The sequence below is a fragment of the Nocardioides sp. LMS-CY genome (assembly GCF_018732145.1).
GTDB lineage: Bacteria > Actinomycetota > Actinomycetes > Propionibacteriales > Nocardioidaceae > Nocardioides > Nocardioides soli.
On sequence record NZ_CP076104.1, the window covers coordinates 1,250,857 to 1,267,444 of the forward strand.

Genomic DNA, 16,588 nt, shown 5'->3' on the forward strand with positions numbered 1-16,588 from the left:
TTCTGTGTGGACTGATCTCGGGAGTCGGTCGGTCACGCGCCCCACCACGGGTCCGGCGCGGACGAGGAGTTGACGACGAGCGTCTGGCGGCGCACGAAGCGGAGCAGTGCCGACTCGCCCATGCGGGAGGCGCCGAGACCGCTGAACCCGAACGAGTTCTTCTCGCCCTCGTGGACGAAGGCGGTCAGCCCGGCGTCGTTGATGCTCACCGCGCCGACGCGCAGCCGCCGGCCGACCGCCGCGGCCGCGTCGGCGTCCGGGCCGAAGACCGCCGCGGTGAGGCCGTACGTCGAGTCGTTGGCCAGTGCGACGGCCTGGTCGACGTCGGCGTACGCCAGCACCGGCAGCACCGGTCCGAAGGTCTCCTCGGTCATCACCGCCATCGAGTGGTCGACGCCGGTGAGCACGGTCGGCCGGATCCAGTGGCCGCCGTCGTGACGCTCGATGGTGCCGCCGGTGCGCACGAGCGCGCCGCGGCCGATCGCATCGTCGAGGTGCGCCTGGATCACGGTCGCCTGCTCCGCGTCGATCAGGGGCCCGATCGCCCCCGAGTCGGGCGTGGGGAGCGCGAGCTCCAACCGCTCGGCCTTGGCGCACAGCAGCCCGACCAGCTCGTCGTGCTGGCTCTCGTGCACGTAGACCCGCTCGATCGAGAGACAGGACTGGCCGGCGTTGGCGGTGCCACCCCACAGCAGCGCCGAGCTCGCCCGCTCCAGGTCCGCGCCGGGCAGCACGATCGCCGGGTCCTTCCCGCCGAGCTCGAGGAAGGCGGGGATGAAGCGCTCGACCGCCGCGCGCGCGACCGCCCGGCCGGTCGGCACGCTGCCGGTGAAGCAGACGGCGTCCACGCGGTCGACGACCGCGGCGCCGACGTCGCCGGCACCCTCGACGACCGCGAACACGTCGCGCAGCAGCGGCACCGAGTCGATCGCCGTGGCGAGCGGCTCGGCGAACCGCGGGGTGACCTCGCTGGGCTTGACGACCACCGCGCACCCGGCCGCCAGCGCGGGGATGGCGTCGATCAGGCCGAGCAGCAGCGGGAAGTTCCAGGGACTGACCACGCCGACCAAGGGGTAGGGCACCGCGGCGGTCTCCAGCGAGAGCCCCGGCATGGTCGTGGCGGCGCGGGTACGCCGCGCGAGCAGTGGTGGCGCGGCCTCCGCCCAGCGGCGGGCCATGCCGACCACCTGGTCGGCCTCGATCCGGGACTCGACGGCGCGGCCGGTGTCCCTGGTGAGGGCGTCGACCAGCTGCTCCCGCACCGCCTGCAGTGCGTCGGCGAACTGCAGCAGGTACGCCGCCCGGCCCTCGGCGCCGAGCGCCGCCCAGGTGGACTGGCCGGCGCGCAGTCGGGCCGCGAGCTCGTCCAGCTCCCGGTCGGACGCCGGGCGCAGCTCGCGCTCGATCCGCCCGGTGCGCGGGTCGCGGACGCCGGTCACCGGCCCACGACCGAACCGTGCAGCCGCGCGATGTTCTCGGCGTGCCGGCTGGTGAAGTAGGAGCGCTCCGCCTGCACGGTCGCCAGGCCGTTGGGCCGGTCCACGTCGTGACGGGCGTACTCCTCCGCCCAGAGCCGGGACTTCAGCCGGGCCGGCAGGTTGGCCATCGCCGGCCGGCGGCGCTCGCGGCGCAGCGCGGTGATGTCGATCTCCGCGGCGGCCACGAGGCTCTCGCCGGAGTCGGCGCGCGCGAGGCTGAGCCCGCGGTGGTCGACGATCTCGGAGTGGCCGTTGGTCGAGTCGCCGCCGAGCGGGATGTTCCGGATCCCGCCGCTGTTGGCCGAGACCACGTAGGCGATGTTCTCCACCGCGCGGGACCGCCGGGCGATCTCCTTGGGGGTGAGGTCCGGGCTGGTCGCCTCGCTGGTCGGGTGGACGAACACCTCCGCGCCGCGCAGGGCCAGCGAGCGGAGCAGCTCCGGGTAGAGGATCTCCTCGCTCGCGATCGCGGCGAGGTTCCCGATCTCGGTGCGGGCGACGGGCAGCACGCCGTCGATGCCGTAGACGTCCAGGTAGTCGTCCCAGACGTCGTACGGGCTCGGGGAGTACATCGAGTGCAGCCTGCGGTAGCGCAGCACGACCTCGCCGGCGGGGGAGTGGATGACGTTGCCCTGGAAGTACAGGCCGGGGAAGTGCGCGTCGGTCTCGTAGTTGTTGCTGGCCAGGAACACCCCGTTGTCGACGGCGATCTGCGCGAGCGCGTCGTACTCCGGCCCGTCGACGGCGAAGGCCGCCTTGGCCGCCCAGCCCTCGATGGTGTCGCCCATCGGGAAGGCCGTGAACGCGTACTCCGGGAGCACGACGAGGCGGGTGTCGGACCCGTGCCAGCGCACGGCCGCGCCGACCTGGGCGGCGACCGACCGGATGTTCTCGAAGATCGCCTCCCGGGCTTCGGCGACCCCGAGCCTGTTCACCGCGTGGGTGGTCGTCTGCAGCGCCACCGCGCGGTAGGCAGACGACTCGTCGACGATCTCCGACACGGCTCGCTCCTCCAAGGTTTACGACGTAGTGTCAGAACCATAGTGACGCCGCGTCAGTTTGGGAACCCGTTCGACGGATCAATGTGAAGCGTTGTCACCAACGCCTGACGATTCGTCATAAAAACTAGTGACAGTCTGTCATAAAGACAGTAGGGTGCGGCGTGAGCGCGGGACGACGCCCGCGGCGACGGCCCGGATCGACGGGTGGGAGAGGACAGCCATGGCGGATCTGACACCCGGTGCGGTGGCCGCGGCGGGGACGCCGCTGACGATCTTCGACGGCGTGGTCAACTTCGCCCGGTCCCAGCCGCAGGTCACCGCGGTCGTCGACGGTGCGCGCTCGCTGACCTACGCACAGCTCGACGAGCGCTCCGACCGGCTCGCCCAGCGCCTGCTCGCGGCGCTCGAGCCGGGCGACCGGGTCGCGCTCCTGCTGGGCAACCGCCTGGAGTACTGCGAGATCGCCGCCGGCATCGCGAAGGCGGGCCTGGTGATGGTCCCGCTCAACCCGCGGATGACCGCGGTCGAGGCGGAGTACGTCGTGCGGCACTCGGGCGCCAGGGCGCTCGTCGTCGACGCCGACCTGTCCGGCATCACCGCCGGCCTGGTCGACGACATGGCCGAGGTGCTCACGCTCGGGCCGGCCGACGCGCCGCTCGCCTCCGGCGACTACGAGGCGGCGCTCGCCGGCTCGGACGCCACCCCGCCCGCCGTGCGGGTCGCCGAGACCGATCCGTTCTGCATCGCCTACACCTCCGGCACCACGGGCCGGCCCAAGGGTGTGCTGATCTCCCACCGATCCCGCTCGCTGACGTTCCTGATGAGCGCGCTGGAGTGGCGGCTCGGGCTCGGCCGCCGGTCGATGGCGGTGGCGCCGATGTACCACGGCGCCGGGTTCGCCTTCGGCTACGCCCCGGTCTACACCGGCGGGACCGTGACGATGCTGCGCGGCTGGGACCCGGTCGAGTTCCTGCGGGTCCTGGCCCGGGACCGGATCCAGTCCACGTTCCTGGTGCCCACCCACGCCCAGATGCTGCGCGCGCTCGACCCGCAGCTGATCGCCGACGCCGACTCCGGTGACCTTGACACGCTGTTCTTCAACGCGGCCGCACTGCCGCGCGCCCTCAAGGCCTGGGTGATGGAGACGTGGCCCGACGTGGGCGTGCACGAGCTCTACGGCTCGACCGAGTCCGGGATCATCACGAACCTGCGCCCGCCCGACGCCGCGAGCCGGGCCGGCTCGGTCGGCCATCCGTGGTTCCTCACCGAGGTGCGGGTCGTCGACGCCGACGGTCGGCCGGTGGCGCCCGGCGAGCCGGGCGAGCTGTTCAGCCGCTCGCCGTACCTGATGAACGGCTATCACGACGATGCCCCCGCCACCGCGGCCTGCACGACCGACGACGGCTTCGTCACCTGCGGTGACGTGGCCACCGTCGACGACCAGGGCTTCATCACGATCGTGGACCGCAAGAAGGACCTGATCATCACCGGAGGCATGAACGTCTACCCCCGTGAGGTCGAGGAGGCGGTCCTCGCCCATCCGGCCGTGGCGGACGCCGCGGTCGTCGGCATCCCACACGAGGTGTGGGGGGAGGGGGTCGTCGCGTTCGTCGTGCCACGCGCGGACGCGACCGTGGACCTCCCGACGCTCGACGAGCACCTGCGTCCCCTGCTCGCCGGCTACAAGATTCCGCGGAGCCTGCACCTGCTCGAGGTCCTGCCCCGCAACGCGGGAGGGAAGGTGGTCAAGGCCGACCTCCGCGCGCTCGCCACCCAACTGGAGAACGAACAACAAGGAGAACCGCATGCGGCCCCACGTTGAACTGATCGCCGAGCAGGACTATGTCTGGCATGCCGCCGAGCTGCCGGCCGGGGAGGGGCGCGCGAGTGAGCGCCGCCTCTCCGTGGACGAGGAGGACGGCTCCTCGTCGTTGCGCGTGGACTTCCACACCGACTGGGGTCGTGGCCCGGGCATCCACCACGCGAACACCGAGTACTACGTGCTGGACGGCGAGATCGACTACGGCGGCCGGAAGATCGGCAAGGGCGGCTACGTCTACGCGCCGAGGGGTGTGCCGACCGACTATCTGAAGATCGCCGAGGGCACCCGGCTGCTGCACTACCGCGAGTACGGCGACGCCGGGTTCGACCCGGTCGAGTCGCTCGGCGGCGCGTCGTCGTGGGCCGATGCCCGCGAGGACGTCATCGTGATCGACTCCGAGGCGATGAACTGGGACGCGGTCCCGAACCCGGGCCCGATGCCGGGCCTGTTCATCAAGTACCTCCACGTGGACCCGGTCACCGGCTTCTACACCCGGCTCGTGCACGCCCAGGAGGGCTGGTCGGACCACCGCCTCGCGCACCACCCGTGCTACGAGGAGGCCTACACCACCCAGGGGCTCATGGAGTACAACTTCGGCACCCTCGACCTCGGCACCTACTTCTTCCGCCCCGCGCGCGTGAAGCACGGCCACTTCACGTCGATGGAGGGCGGCTGCACCTGGCTGCTGCGCTCCGACGGCGAGCTGGCCAATTGGTACACCCAGAACGAGTGGGTCCGCTGGGGCGGCGAGGGCGTCAACTACGGTCCGAACGGCCTCGACGACACCCCCCACCCGGCCACGCGCTGGGCGCACTCGACGCACGACATGGCGCAGCCCTGGCGCACCGAGGAGGACCTGGCCCACCTCACCGTCTCGTGGCAGTTCCAGAAGGACCAGGGTCAGTTCGACGACCCGGTGCGGCCGCACGGCACGGGTGCCGACCCGTCGCTGATCGCGATCGCCAAGGCGCTCGACGCCCAGAACCTGCAGGGCGGGCACGGCGACCACGCGCACGACCACTCGCATGACCACGACCACTCCCACGACCACGACCACGCGCACGAGTCGGAGGGCGAGGGCGAGACCCGCGAGGTGATCGACCTCGACTGGGGCTGGAGCGGCAAGGACACCGAGCACGCCGCCGAGCGCACCGACGAGCACGCGCACAACTGGGGTGCGGGCCGGAAATGGAAGCAGGGCGACCCGATCCCCGCCCCGATCCTGTCGAGCATGCCGGTCCGCAGCCGCTCCCGCGGCCGCTGGGACGGCGACGGGATGTGACCGGTCGATGACCCAGGTCCGGTTCGAGGTCCGCGACGGCGTCGGGCACGTGCTGCTCGACGGCCCGGACACGATGAACAGCATCACCCCGCAGGTGCTCGACGCGGCCGAGGACGTCCTCGACCGCGCCGAGGCCGACGGCAGCGTGCGGGTGCTCGTGATCCGGGGCGCCGGCACGGCGTTCTCGGTGGGGATGGACATCGACTACCTCGGGGAGTGCTTCGCGGACCCGGCCGGCGTCTTCGTGCCGTTCACGACCCGGTTCCATGCCCTGCTCGACCGGCTGGAGGCGCTGCCGCTCCCCGTGGTCGCCGCGGTCAACGGGCTGGCCCGGGCCGGTGGCCTGGAGCTGCTGCTCGCCTGCGACCTCGCGGTGGCCGCGGACTCCGCGCGGGTGGCCGACCACCACATCGAGTTCGGCATCGTGCCGGGGGCCGGGGCGACCGTGCGCGCGGTGCGCAAGCTCGGTGACCAGCGGGCCCGCGAGCTGCTGTTCACCGGCCGCTGGTTCACCGGTCCCGAGATGGTCGAGCACGGCCTCGCGGTCCGAGCCGTCCCGGCCGACCGGCTCGACGAGGCGGTCGCCGACCTGGCCGGCTCGATGAGCCGCCGCTCGCCCGAGTGCCTCGCGTCGATGAAGCGGCTGGTCGGACTGGCCGGCGACCTGACCCAGGCCGACGCGCTCGCGGCGGAGCGGGCGGAGTTCGCCCGCTTCCACGCGGAGGTGCCCAGCAGCGCCGAGGGCTACCGCGCCTGGGTCGAGAAGCGGGAGCCGGTGTGGACCCGGTGACGTCGGCGACCACCACGGAGGAGGTGGTGGTCACCGGCGAGCTGGTGGCCACCCTCCTCGACACGGCGGGCTTCGTCCACCCGCTCTTCGCCGCGACGAACCCGGCCCGGCCGCTGCCCGGCCAGGGCGTCCTGCTGCTGGTGGGCGGCATGCTGGAGCGCTCGGGAGCCCTCGACCACGCGATCGCGATGGTCGGCCTCGACGACGTCCGCTTCCGCACCATGGTCCGGGCGGACGACCGGATCCGCGCCGCACTCCAGCTCCGCGGCGCCCGCACGACCAGCGGCGGGTCCCGGATCGAGACCTTCGGCTGCACCGTGCACAACCAGCTCGACCAGGTCGTGCTCGACGCGACCGTGCAGATGCTCGTGCAGCCACCCGAGACCCAGCACCTCGATGACCAGGGCGGCCCGTCAGGCGCCGGCCCATCCACCCGAGAGGAACAGTTGTGAGTGAGCAGCAGTCGGCGGAGACGACCGCGCCGGTGACCCGCAGGGACGGCTGGCAGGGGAGGTTCTACGAGGACTTCGAGATCGGCGACCTCTACCAGCACCCCCTCGGCCGCACGGTCAGCGAGGCCGACAACACCTGGTTCACCCTGCTCACGATGAACACGAACCAGATGCACTTCAACGCGGAGTACGCCGCGAAGTCCGAGTTCGGCAGGCCGCTGGTCGTCTCGACCTTCACGGTCGCGATCGCGGTCGGCCAGAGCGTCACCGACATCACCCAGAACGCCTTCGCCAACCTGGGCTGGGACGACATCAGGATGACCCACCCGGTGTTCGCCGGCGACACGCTGTTCAGCGAGTCGCTCGTGATCGAGAAGAGGGAGTCGGGCAGCCGTCCCGGCGCCGGGATCGTCACGGTCCGCACCCGGACGCTGAACCAGGACGGCAAGGAGGTCTGCTCCTTCCGGCGGACGTTCTACGTCTACAAGCGCGGCGCCGCCGAGGTCAGCGACACGTTCCCTCAGGCCGAGACGGCTCTCACCCTCGAAGGTGCGTGAGGGGCATGCTCGAGCTCACCTACCAGCCGTGGGGCGAGACGCTCGCCGAGCAGGACGACGCCGCCCGCCGCGCGGAGCGCGCCGGCGCGACCGTGCTCTGGACACCGGAGATGCACCGCAGCGCGACGATCTCCGCGGCCTCGATGGCGCAGGCGACCACCAGCGCGGCCGTGGGCACCGCGATCGCGCTGGCCTTCACCCGCAGCCCGATGATCACCGCCCTGGAGGCGCTCGACCTCGACGAGATCTCGGGCGGCCGGTTCGTGCTCGGCCTCGGCTCGGGCGTGCAGCGGCTCAACGAGCAGTGGCACAACGCCCGCTGGGGCAAGCCGGTCGGTCACGTCCGCGAGACGGTGCGCAACATCCGGACGTTCTGGGAGACCTGCACGACCGGGGAGACCATCGACCTCGACGGTGAGCACGAGCCGATGCGGATCCGCGGCTACGAGCGCCCGTTCCCGGTGCTGCGCACCGACATCCCGATCTACCTCGCGGCGATGGGGCCGGTGATGACCCGCACCGCCGGGGAGATCGCGGACGGCTGGATCTCCCACGAGCTGTGCTCGCCGGGCTACCTCTCCGAGCGGATCCTGCCCGACCTGACCGCCGGGCTCGAGCGCGCCGAGCGCAGCCGGACGGCGTTCAAGATCGTGGTGTCCGCGTGCTGCTCGATCGCCGACGACCGCCGCAGCGCGGTCTCCCGGATCGCCGGGCTCGTGGGCTTCTACGCGAGCGTGCGCACCTACGCCGACTTCTTCGCCTTCCACGGGCTCGCCGAGGAGCAGGACGCCGTGGTGGCGGCCTTCCGCGGCGGCCGCGGCGCCGATCACCTCGGCGACGTCGTGTCCGACCGGATGGTCGACGCGCTCACGCTCACCGGCACCCGCGACGAGGTCCGGCAGCGCCTCGCGGCGTACGACGGCATCGCGGACGCGGTGAAGCTCTCGCCGCCCACCCACGGGCTGCCGGCGGACGAGACCCGGGCCGCGCAGGACCAGATCATCGCCCTGATCGGCGAGCTGAGCGGGAGGGCCGCATGAAGCCACTCGAGGACGTCCGGATCATCGCGGTCGAGCAGTACGGCGCCGGCCCGTTCGGCAGCGTGCACCTCGCCGACCTGGGTGCCGAGGTGATCAAGATCGAGGACCCGCGGGTCGGCGGCGACGTGGGGCGCTACGTCCCGCCGTACGCCGAGGGGGAGGACTCGCTCTTCTTCGAGACCTTCAACCGCAACAAGCGCAGCATCTCGCTCGACCTGGCGACACCGGCCGGACGCGAGGTGTTCGAGGAGCTGGTGCGGGTCTCCGACGTGGTCTACTCGAACCTGCGCGGCGATGTGCCGGCGAAGATCGGCATCACCTACGACGACCTCAAGCACCTCAACCCGCGGATCGTGTGCTGCTCGCTCACCGGCTTCGGCATGACCGGCCCGCGCACCAAGGAGCCGGGCTACGACTACATCCTGCAGGGCCTCGCGGGCTGGATGGACCTGACCGGGGAGCCGGACGGGCCACCGACCAAGTCGGGGCTCTCGATGGTCGACTACAGCGGTGGGTTCGTCGCTGCGATCTCGCTGCTCGCCGGCCTGCACGCCGCGCGTCGTGACGGTGTCGGCATGGACTGCGACGTCAGCCTCTACGACACCGCGATCGGGCTGCTGACCTACCCGGCGAGCTGGCACCTCAACGCCGGGTTCCAGCCGGTGCGCACGCACCACTCCGCGCACCCGTCGCTGGTGCCCTTCCAGGCGTTCGAGGCGCAGGACGGCTGGCTGGTCGTCGGCTGCGCGAAGGAGAAGTTCTGGCAGCGGCTGGCCACGGTCATCGAGCGCCCCGAGCTGGCGACCGACCCCCGGTTCGCCACCTTCGCCGACCGGCAGCGCCATGCCGGCGAGCTGCTGCCGATGCTGGAGGCGATCTTCGTCGAGCGGCCGGTCGAGGCCTGGCTGGAGCTGCTCTACGCGGCCGCGATCCCGTGCGGGCCCATCAACGACGTGCCGGCCGCGCTGCGGGAGCCGCACACCCAGGCCCGGGGACTCGTGGTGGAGACCGAGCACCCGACGTTCGGCACCGTGCGGCAGGTGGCCTCGCCGGTGCGGGTCGGGAGCGACCCGGTGGAGTACCGGCGGGCGCCGTCGCGCAACGAGGACTTCCGCTACGTGCTCAAGGAGGTCGTCGGCTGGACCGACGACCGGATCAGGGGCCACGTCGACGCCGGCGCCTTCGGCGCGGAGCCGACGGCCGCCCAGGCATGAGCCCAGGCATGAGCCCCGACATGAACCCTGACATGAGCCCAGGCAGGACGCCGGTCGCGGCCGCCCTCGCCGAGTGGGGCGTCGCCCTGCGCGACGACGACGTCCCCGCACGGATCCGGGAGGCGGCCGTCCGGCACCTGGCCGACGGGTTCGGTACGGCGGCGGCCGCGGTCCGCTCGGGAGCGGTGGCGCCCGTGGTCGAGGTCGCCCGTCGGCTCGGCGGCCCGCCGGAGGCGACGCTGCTCGGCGGCTCGGTCCGGGTCGGCAGCGCCGCGGCGGCGCTCGCGACCGGTGCGCTCGTGCACGCACACGACTTCGACGACACCCACGCGGGTGGGCTGGTGCACCCGACCGCGGTGGTGCTCCCGGCCGCGCTCGCGGTCGGGCAGGCCGTGGGCGCGACCGGACGCGACCTGGTCACCGCGGCGGTGGTCGGGTACGAGACCGTGTGCCGGATCGCCGCCGCCGTACCGAACGGCTTCCACGACCGCGGGCTGCACGCCACGTCGGCCGCCGGTGTCTTCGCCGCGGCGCTCGTCACCGCGCGGCTGTCGGGCCTGGACGGCGCGCGGGCCACCGACGCCCTCGGCATCGCCGGCAGCTCGGCCGGTGGGCTCCTGGAGTTCCTCGGCAGCGCCGCGTCGACCAAGCAGCTGCACCCGGGCCTGGCCTCGATGAACGGCGTGACCGCCGCGCTCCTGGCTGGTGCCGGGGCGACCGGGCCGGCCACCGTGCTGGAGGGCCAGCGCGGCCTCTACGCCGCGCTCGTCGGTGCTCCGCCCGACCTCGACGTGGTCGGCGGCGACCTCGGACGGCGCTGGGAGACCGGCCGGATCGGCATCAAGCCCTATCCCGCCTGCCAGCTGATGCACGCCACCCTCGACGCGGTGGCCGCGGCGGTCGCGGGTCGGGAGGTCCGGGCCGCCGACGTCGCCGAGGTGGTGGCCGCGGTGCACCCCGACTCGGCGGCGGTGGTGTGCGACCCCGACCGCGACCTCACCCGGCCGCGCGGTCCGTACGACGCGAAGTTCTCGCTGCCCTGGTCGGTCGCCGCGCTGCTCCTGGACGGCTCGATCTCCGAGAGCACCTACGCGGTCGACTCCGTGCGGCGCGCGGACGTCGCGGCCCTCGCGGGGCGGGTGCGGACCGAGCCCGCGCCCAGCGACCGGGTCGCGGGCGACGCGAGCGGCCGGGTCCGGATCCACCTGCGCGACGGCGGGCTGCTCGAGGGGGCGGTCGACCGCAGCGCGGGCGGACCGGACTCCCCGCTGTCCGCCGAGGGCCTGCGCGCCAAGTTCCTCGCCAACGCCGGCGGCGGCCCGGCCGCCCGGCGTCTCTGGCAGACCCTGGTCGCCCTCGACGGGCCGACCGACCTGTCCCACCTGACCGAGCAGTTCCTGGAAGCAGTCGTGGAGGAAGCCCGATGACCACCCCCGAGGCGATCAAGCCCGCCGATTTCCCCTGGTTCCCCTACGAGGGGTTCACCTTCTCCCTGGGACTGAGCTCCGGCGCGGACGTCTGGGTCTCGGGCCACACCGCCTCCCGGCTCGACCCGGCCGTCGGGAAGATGGTCGTGACCGGGACGATGGCCGAGCAGGCCCGCACGGCGTACGACAAGGTGCTGACGATCCTCGAGGCGGCCGGCCTGGGCGCCGCTGACATCGTCAAGGTGACCGAGAACGTCACGCTCGCCGGGCTCCCGGAGTACGCCGCGGTCGAGCAGGTGCGCGCGGAGGTGCTGGGCGAGGCCGCCGCCTCGGTGACCACGATCGTGGTGGAGCGACTGGTGCGCTCGGCCGCGCTGCTCGAGGTCGAGGTCCACGCCGGCGTCGGTGGCGGCCGGGTGCTGGTCGCCCGGTCGGAGACCGCGGACCTGGACCTGTGGACCTCCTCGCCGGTGGTGGAGGCGCACCAGGGCACCGTGTACCTGCCCACGATCATCCCGTGGCAGGACGGCGAGGTGGTCCACCCCGGCGACCTGGTGGGGCAGTACGCCTGGTGCCTGGACCGTGCCGACCAGCTGCTGCGCCGGACCGGGCTCTCGCTGGACAACGCGGTGACCACCTACGACTACACGATGCCGGAGACCCGGGGCACCTATCGCAAGGTCCACCAGGTCCGGAAGGACCGGCTGGGCGGCGCGGGCGTCTACCCGGGCGCCGGCGGCATCGTGATGAGCCGGCTGCACCGGCCCGGGGTGCTCGTGGCGCTGGACGTGACCGCGTCCCGGCACCCGCTGGAGGCGGTCAACCCCGGCTGGTCGCGCTACGACACGCTCACCTACTCGCCGGGTGTGAAGGCCGGCCGGACGCTGTTCATGTCCGGCTTCGCCGCCCTCGACATGGAGACCCAGCAGGCGCTGCACCCCGGTGACATCGGCGCCCAGGCGGAGGTCACCTACCAGGCCCTCCTCGACGTGCTGGCGGCCGCCGGCACCGGTCCGGAGCATCTCGTGCAGACCCTGGAGTTCTGCGCGATCGAGGCGCTGCGCGACTACCGCCTGGTCGCGCCGGTCCGCGAGCGGCTGCTCTCGCCACCGTGGCCGGCGTCGACCGGCGCGATCTGCGCCGGCCTGCTGCGCCCGGAGTTCCTGCTCGAGGTCTTCGCCACCGCACTGCTCCCGGAGCCAGGGCTGTGAGCGGCATCGCCCCGGGCGGCGGTGCGTGGGCAACCGTTTCCGGCATGGGAGTGGTTGCTGGCGCACCGCTACCCGGAGCGACGCCCGGGCGGCGGTGCGTGGGCAACCGTTTCGGGCGTTGGAGTGGTTGCTGGCGCACCGCTGCCCGGCACCGCGCGGCCGGGCACCGCACCGCGCTGCTCCCGGAGCCGGCGCGATGAGCGGTCTGGCCGAGCACGCGGCGGCGCTCGTCGGCCGCCGGACCGTCTACACCGCGCCGGAGGACTTCGGCGCCGCGGCGTTCCGCTACTACGCGCGCGCCGTCGGCGACCACAACCGGCTCTACACCGACGCCGACTACGCGCGCACGCACGGCTACCGCGACGTGGTGGCGCCGCCGACGCTGGTGTGCGAGACCAATCAGTACGCCGACCTGCCGATGGACGCGGAGGGGTACGCCGGGCACACCTGGCGCATCGAGATCCCGGACACCCGCACCGTGCGCGGCGGCAACTCCTACGTGTTCCACCGGCCGGTGCACCCCGACGACCGGATCACCGCGACCTGGGAGATCCTCGACGCGCGGGTGAAGACCGGCCGGCAGGGCGGGGAGATGCTCGTGGTCACCTCCCGGGCGACGTACACCAACCAGGCGGGGGAGCGGCTGGTGGAGAACACCGAGACGATCATCTTCGTGTCCCTGGAGGCGTCGCGATGAGCCCGGCGACGAGCACGGTGCCGAGCGGACCGCCGGCGGTCCGCGAGCTGACCATCGGGATCGCCGACATGATCGCCTACGCAGGCGCCACCTGGGACTGGCACCGCCTGCACTACGACCCGGCGTACCTCTCGGAGAAGCGGCTCGCCGCACCCGTGGTCGACGGGCAGGTCTTCGGCGCCCTCGTCGCGGCCCAGGCCCAGGACTGGGCGGGACCCGGCTGGCGCCTGGCCGAGCTCGACTTCACCTTCCGCAACCTGGTCTTCGCCGGCGAGCGGGTGCGCTGCGAGGCCGAGGTGGTGCGCAGCGGGGACGACGGCGTCGAGCTGCGCCACCGGGTCGTCGTGATCGACGCCGACGGTGTCGAGGAGCGGGTCGCCGTCGAGCCGGCCCGGTCGTTGCTGGTGCTGCAGCCGAGGCGGTGCGCGCCGTGAGCGGGGTGGCGATCGTGGGGGCCGCCGAGTGCGATCTGGGGGTGACCGGCCGCAGCATCCTCGCGCTGCAGGCGCAGGCGATCACCCGGGCGCTGGCCGACGCCGGGCTGACCCTCGCCGACGTCGACGGCCTCGCGACCAGCGGGGTCTCCCGGTTCTCCGCGACGCAGGTGGCCGACTACCTCGGACTGCAGCCGGCATGGACGGAGTCGACCTTCGCGGGCGGCTCGGCGTTCGAGATGTACGTCGCGCGCGCCGCCCAGGCGATCGAGGCCGGGCAGGTCGAGGTCGTGGTGATCTCGTTCGCGTCCAACCAGCGCTCGGCCCGGTCGCGCTCGCTCACCGGCACGCTGGAGCTCCAGATGCCCGAGGCCCAGTTCGAGGCGCCGTACGGCCCGCTCTACCCGATCTCCTACTACGCGATGGCCGCGCAGGCCTACCTGCACCGCTACGGTCAGACCCCGGACAAGCTGGCCGAAGTGGCCGTCGCGGCCCGGGAGTGGGCGCTGCTGAACCCGCGGGCCTTCCGCCATGACGCCGGCCCGCTCACCGCCGACGACGTGCTCGCCACCACGATGGTCTCGACGCCGCTGCGCACCGGCGACTGCTGCCTGGTCACCGACGGCGGGGGAGCGGTCGTGCTGACCTCGCTGGAGCGTGCCCGCGACCTGGCGCGACCGCCGGTGCGGGTGCTCGGCTACGGCGAGTCGGTCACGAACACGTCGATGACCGCCGTCGACGACCTGACCACCACCGGGGCGGTCGCCTCGGGCGCGGCCGCCTTCGCCCGGGCCGGGCTCACCCCGGCCGACGTCGACGTCGCCCAGGTCTACGACTCCTTCACGATCACCGTCGCGCTGAGCCTGGAGGCACTCGGCTTCTGCGGTCGCGGCGAGGCCCTCGACTGGATCGGGGGCGGCCGGATCCGGCCCGGCGGCGACTTCCCCCTCGACACCTCCGGCGGCGGGCTGTCCTACTGCCACCCGGGCCAGTTCGGCATCCTGCTGCTGGTCGAGGCGGTCCGCCAGCTGCGCGGTGAGTGCGGCGCGCGGCAGGTCGAGGGCGCCGAGGTGGCGCTGGCCCATGGCACCGGCGGCATCCTGTCCTCCCACGCGACCGTGCTGCTGGGGGTGGACCGATGATGCTCCGGCCGGTGGTGCCCCGGGTGGGCGGTGGGCTGTCCACCTTCTCGCGGCGGTCTTCGGTGGATTGCTCACCGCTGCCCGGCCGATGCTGCCGTGCGGCGGTGTGTCAGCAACCGTTGGGTGGGGTCGGATGGTTGCGTGCTCACCGCTGCCGGCCGATGCTGCCGTGCGGCGGTGTGTCAGCAACCGTTGGGTGGGGTCGGATGGTTGCGTGCTCACCGCTGCCGGTCGATGCTGCCGTGCGGCGGTGTGTCAGCAACCGTTGGGTGGGGTCGGATGGTTGCGTGCTCACCGCTGCCGGTCGATGCTGCCGTGCGGCGGTGTGTCAGCAACCGTTGGGTGGGGTCGGATGGTTGCGTGCTCACCGCTGCCGGTCGATGCTGCCGTGCGGCGGTGTGTCAGCAACCGTTGGGCGGGCTCGGATGGTTGCCAGCTCACCGCTGCCCGGCCGACGAGCCAGGAGGCGGCCCGATGACGGACGCTGAGATCTCGCCCGGCGACGAGGTCACGACCCCCTGGTGGGACGCCACCCGGCAGCGCCGGCTGACCGTCCAGACGTGCGCCTGCGGCCACCATCAGCACCCACCCCGCGCGGTCTGCATCCGTTGCGGCAGCGCCGACGGCCTGAGTCAGGCCGACGCGGGTGAGCACGGGGTCGTGGACTCCTGCACCGTCGTCGAGCGGCCGGCTCCCGGACGCACCGCGCCGTACGTCGTGGCGCGGGTCCGCCTGCCCAGCGGCGTGCTGCTGCTGTCCAACGTGGTGACCGAGCACCCCTACGACGTCGCGGTCGGAGACCGTCTCCGACTCGCCTGGCGGCCGCTCGCGGACGGGCGAGCACTGCCGCTGTTCCAACCCGACCGGAAGGCTTGACGTGGACTTCACCCTGACCGAGGAGCAGCGCGACTTCCAGGCCCTGCTGCGCACGTTCGTCGACAAGGAGATCGTGCCGGTCGCCCGGGAGTGGGAGCAGTCCGGGCGCTATCCGACCGAGATCGTCGACGGGATGAAGGAGATGGGGCTCTTCGGCATCACCGTCCCCGAGGAGTACGGCGGGCTCGACCTCGACCCGGTCTCCTTCGCGCTGGTCTTCGAAGAGCTGTCCCGCGGCTGGATGGGCATCGCGGGCATCCTGGGCAGCCACTCCCTGGCCTGCCGGATCATCGCCCTGCACGGCACGACTGAGCAGCAGCAGCGGTACCTGCCGGCGCTGGCGACCGGCGAGCGACGTACCGGCATCGGCCTGACCGAGCCCGACGCCGGCACCGACCTGCAGGGCATCCGCACCACCGCGCGCCTCGACGGCGATCACTACGTCGTCAACGGCACCAAGATGTGGATCACCAACGCGCGGTACGCCGACCCGCTGCCGGTGCTCGTCAAGACCGATCCGCAGGCGAGCCCGGCGCACGCCGGCATGAGCCTGCTGCTGGTCGACGCCGACCTGCCCGGCTTCGAGGTGCTCCGCGACATCGACAAGCTCGGCTACAAGGGCACCGAGTCGTGCGAGGTGCTCCTCGACGGCGTCCGGGTCCCGGCCGACCGGTTGGTCGGCGGGGTCGAGGGCAAGGGCATGCAGCAGGCGCTCTCGGGCCTGGAGTGGGGGCGGGTCAACATCGCCGCCCGGTCGGTGGGCATCGCCCAGCGCGCCTACGAGGAGGCTCTGGCGTACGCCCAGCAGCGCAAGGCGTTCGGGCAGCCGATCGCCGATTTCCAGGCGATCCAGCTCAAGCTCGGCGACCTGGCCACCGAGGTGCAGGCGGCGCGGCTGATGGCCTACTGGGCCGCCGACGCCGTACGCCGCGGGCGTGCCGACGGCGCCACCGGCATGGCCAAGATCTTCTGCTCCGAGGTCGCGCTCGCGTCGGCCATCGACGCGATGAAGGTGCACGGCGGCTACGGCTACTCGACCGAGTACGAGGTCGAGCGGCTCTACCGTGACGCCATGTTGATGAACATCGGCGAGGGCACCAACGACATCCTGCGCACGGTCGTGGCCCGAGCGGTGGTCACGGGCAAGACAGTCATCGGCTGAATC

16 protein-coding genes are annotated in these 16,588 nt (G+C 72.7%); 14 read left to right on the top strand and 2 right to left on the bottom strand.

Annotated features, from left to right (window positions below):
• Nucleotides 1–32: 32 nt before the first annotated feature.
• Together KM427_RS06000 and KM427_RS06005 are read right to left on the bottom strand one after the other, a co-directional pair.
• Complete coding sequence (locus KM427_RS06000; RefSeq protein ID WP_215526612.1) at nt 33–1,439, bottom strand: aldehyde dehydrogenase family protein; 1,407 nt, start codon at nt 1,437–1,439, stop codon at nt 33–35.
• The gene (locus KM427_RS06005) at nt 1,436–2,479 is read right to left on the bottom strand and encodes a nitrilase-related carbon-nitrogen hydrolase (RefSeq protein ID WP_215526613.1); all 1,044 of its coding nucleotides are present in this window, start codon (nt 2,477–2,479) and stop codon (nt 1,436–1,438) included. The genes KM427_RS06000 and KM427_RS06005 overlap by 4 nt, the downstream gene beginning before the upstream one ends.
• A gap of 220 nt (nt 2,480–2,699) precedes the next feature.
• Between KM427_RS06005 and KM427_RS06010 the strand changes: the two genes are divergently transcribed.
• From KM427_RS06010 to KM427_RS06075, 14 genes are all read left to right on the top strand, one after another.
• Entirely contained in the window at nt 2,700–4,301 is a 1,602-nt protein-coding gene (locus tag KM427_RS06010) for a class I adenylate-forming enzyme family protein (RefSeq protein ID WP_215526614.1), read from the top strand.
• Entirely contained in the window at nt 4,285–5,583 is a 1,299-nt protein-coding gene (locus KM427_RS06015; RefSeq protein WP_215526615.1) for a DUF4437 domain-containing protein, read from the top strand. Before KM427_RS06010 ends, KM427_RS06015 begins: the two co-directional genes overlap by 17 nt.
• A gap of 7 nt (nt 5,584–5,590) precedes the next feature.
• Nucleotides 5,591–6,373: an enoyl-CoA hydratase/isomerase family protein gene (locus tag KM427_RS06020; RefSeq protein WP_215526616.1), complete on the top strand. Its 783-nt coding sequence runs from the start codon at nt 5,591–5,593 to the stop codon at nt 6,371–6,373.
• Nucleotides 6,361–6,825: a MaoC family dehydratase gene (locus KM427_RS06025; protein ID WP_215526617.1), complete on the top strand. Its 465-nt coding sequence runs from the start codon at nt 6,361–6,363 to the stop codon at nt 6,823–6,825. Before KM427_RS06020 ends, KM427_RS06025 begins: the two co-directional genes overlap by 13 nt.
• The gene (locus tag KM427_RS06030) at nt 6,822–7,382 is read left to right on the top strand and encodes a MaoC family dehydratase (protein ID WP_252275085.1); all 561 of its coding nucleotides are present in this window, start codon (nt 6,822–6,824) and stop codon (nt 7,380–7,382) included. Before KM427_RS06025 ends, KM427_RS06030 begins: the two co-directional genes overlap by 4 nt.
• Before the next feature lie 5 nt (nt 7,383–7,387).
• Entirely contained in the window at nt 7,388–8,422 is a 1,035-nt protein-coding gene (locus KM427_RS06035; RefSeq protein WP_215526618.1) for an LLM class flavin-dependent oxidoreductase, read from the top strand.
• A complete protein-coding gene (locus tag KM427_RS06040) occupies nt 8,419–9,636 on the top strand; it encodes a CaiB/BaiF CoA transferase family protein (protein ID WP_215526619.1) in 1,218 nt (405 codons plus the stop codon). The genes KM427_RS06035 and KM427_RS06040 overlap by 4 nt, the downstream gene beginning before the upstream one ends.
• 32 nt (nt 9,637–9,668) lie before the next feature.
• On the top strand, nt 9,669–11,063 hold the full coding sequence (locus KM427_RS06045) for an MmgE/PrpD family protein (protein ID WP_215526620.1): 1,395 nt from the start codon (nt 9,669–9,671) through the stop codon (nt 11,061–11,063).
• Nucleotides 11,060–12,274, top strand: a complete 1,215-nt coding sequence (locus tag KM427_RS06050; protein ID WP_215526621.1) for a RidA family protein — start codon at nt 11,060–11,062, stop codon at nt 12,272–12,274. Before KM427_RS06045 ends, KM427_RS06050 begins: the two co-directional genes overlap by 4 nt.
• A gap of 196 nt (nt 12,275–12,470) precedes the next feature.
• Entirely contained in the window at nt 12,471–12,971 is a 501-nt protein-coding gene (locus tag KM427_RS06055; RefSeq protein ID WP_215526622.1) for an FAS1-like dehydratase domain-containing protein, read from the top strand.
• Nucleotides 12,968–13,405: a MaoC family dehydratase gene (locus tag KM427_RS06060; RefSeq protein WP_215526623.1), complete on the top strand. Its 438-nt coding sequence runs from the start codon at nt 12,968–12,970 to the stop codon at nt 13,403–13,405. Before KM427_RS06055 ends, KM427_RS06060 begins: the two co-directional genes overlap by 4 nt.
• On the top strand, nt 13,402–14,547 hold the full coding sequence (locus KM427_RS06065) for an acetyl-CoA acetyltransferase (RefSeq protein ID WP_215526624.1): 1,146 nt from the start codon (nt 13,402–13,404) through the stop codon (nt 14,545–14,547). The genes KM427_RS06060 and KM427_RS06065 overlap by 4 nt, the downstream gene beginning before the upstream one ends.
• A gap of 474 nt (nt 14,548–15,021) precedes the next feature.
• Nucleotides 15,022–15,423, top strand: a complete 402-nt coding sequence (locus KM427_RS06070) for a Zn-ribbon domain-containing OB-fold protein (protein ID WP_215526625.1) — start codon at nt 15,022–15,024, stop codon at nt 15,421–15,423.
• 1 nt (nt 15,424) lies between these two features.
• Nucleotides 15,425–16,585 carry an acyl-CoA dehydrogenase family protein gene (locus tag KM427_RS06075; protein WP_215526626.1) on the top strand — a complete coding sequence of 387 codons (1,161 nt, stop codon included), beginning with the start codon at nt 15,425–15,427 and terminating at the stop codon, nt 16,583–16,585.
• The last annotated feature ends 3 nt before the right edge of the window (nt 16,586–16,588 follow it).

What these genes read in the sequence shown, in the direction of transcription:
- KM427_RS06010 (WP_215526614.1), top strand. Translation starts at nt 2,700, where the DNA reads ATGGCGGATCTGACACCCGGTGCGGTGGCCGCGGCGGGGACGCCGCTG.
- KM427_RS06015 (WP_215526615.1), top strand. Translation starts at nt 4,285, where the DNA reads ATGCGGCCCCACGTTGAACTGATCGCCGAGCAGGACTATGTCTGGCAT.
- KM427_RS06020 (WP_215526616.1), top strand. Translation starts at nt 5,591, where the DNA reads ATGACCCAGGTCCGGTTCGAGGTCCGCGACGGCGTCGGGCACGTGCTG.
- KM427_RS06035 (WP_215526618.1), top strand. Translation starts at nt 7,388, where the DNA reads ATGCTCGAGCTCACCTACCAGCCGTGGGGCGAGACGCTCGCCGAGCAG.
- KM427_RS06040 (WP_215526619.1), top strand. Translation starts at nt 8,419, where the DNA reads ATGAAGCCACTCGAGGACGTCCGGATCATCGCGGTCGAGCAGTACGGC.
- KM427_RS06045 (WP_215526620.1), top strand. Translation starts at nt 9,669, where the DNA reads ATGAGCCCAGGCAGGACGCCGGTCGCGGCCGCCCTCGCCGAGTGGGGC.
- KM427_RS06050 (WP_215526621.1), top strand. Translation starts at nt 11,060, where the DNA reads ATGACCACCCCCGAGGCGATCAAGCCCGCCGATTTCCCCTGGTTCCCC.
- KM427_RS06055 (WP_215526622.1), top strand. Translation starts at nt 12,471, where the DNA reads ATGAGCGGTCTGGCCGAGCACGCGGCGGCGCTCGTCGGCCGCCGGACC.
- KM427_RS06060 (WP_215526623.1), top strand. Translation starts at nt 12,968, where the DNA reads ATGAGCCCGGCGACGAGCACGGTGCCGAGCGGACCGCCGGCGGTCCGC.
- KM427_RS06070 (WP_215526625.1), top strand. Translation starts at nt 15,022, where the DNA reads ATGACGGACGCTGAGATCTCGCCCGGCGACGAGGTCACGACCCCCTGG.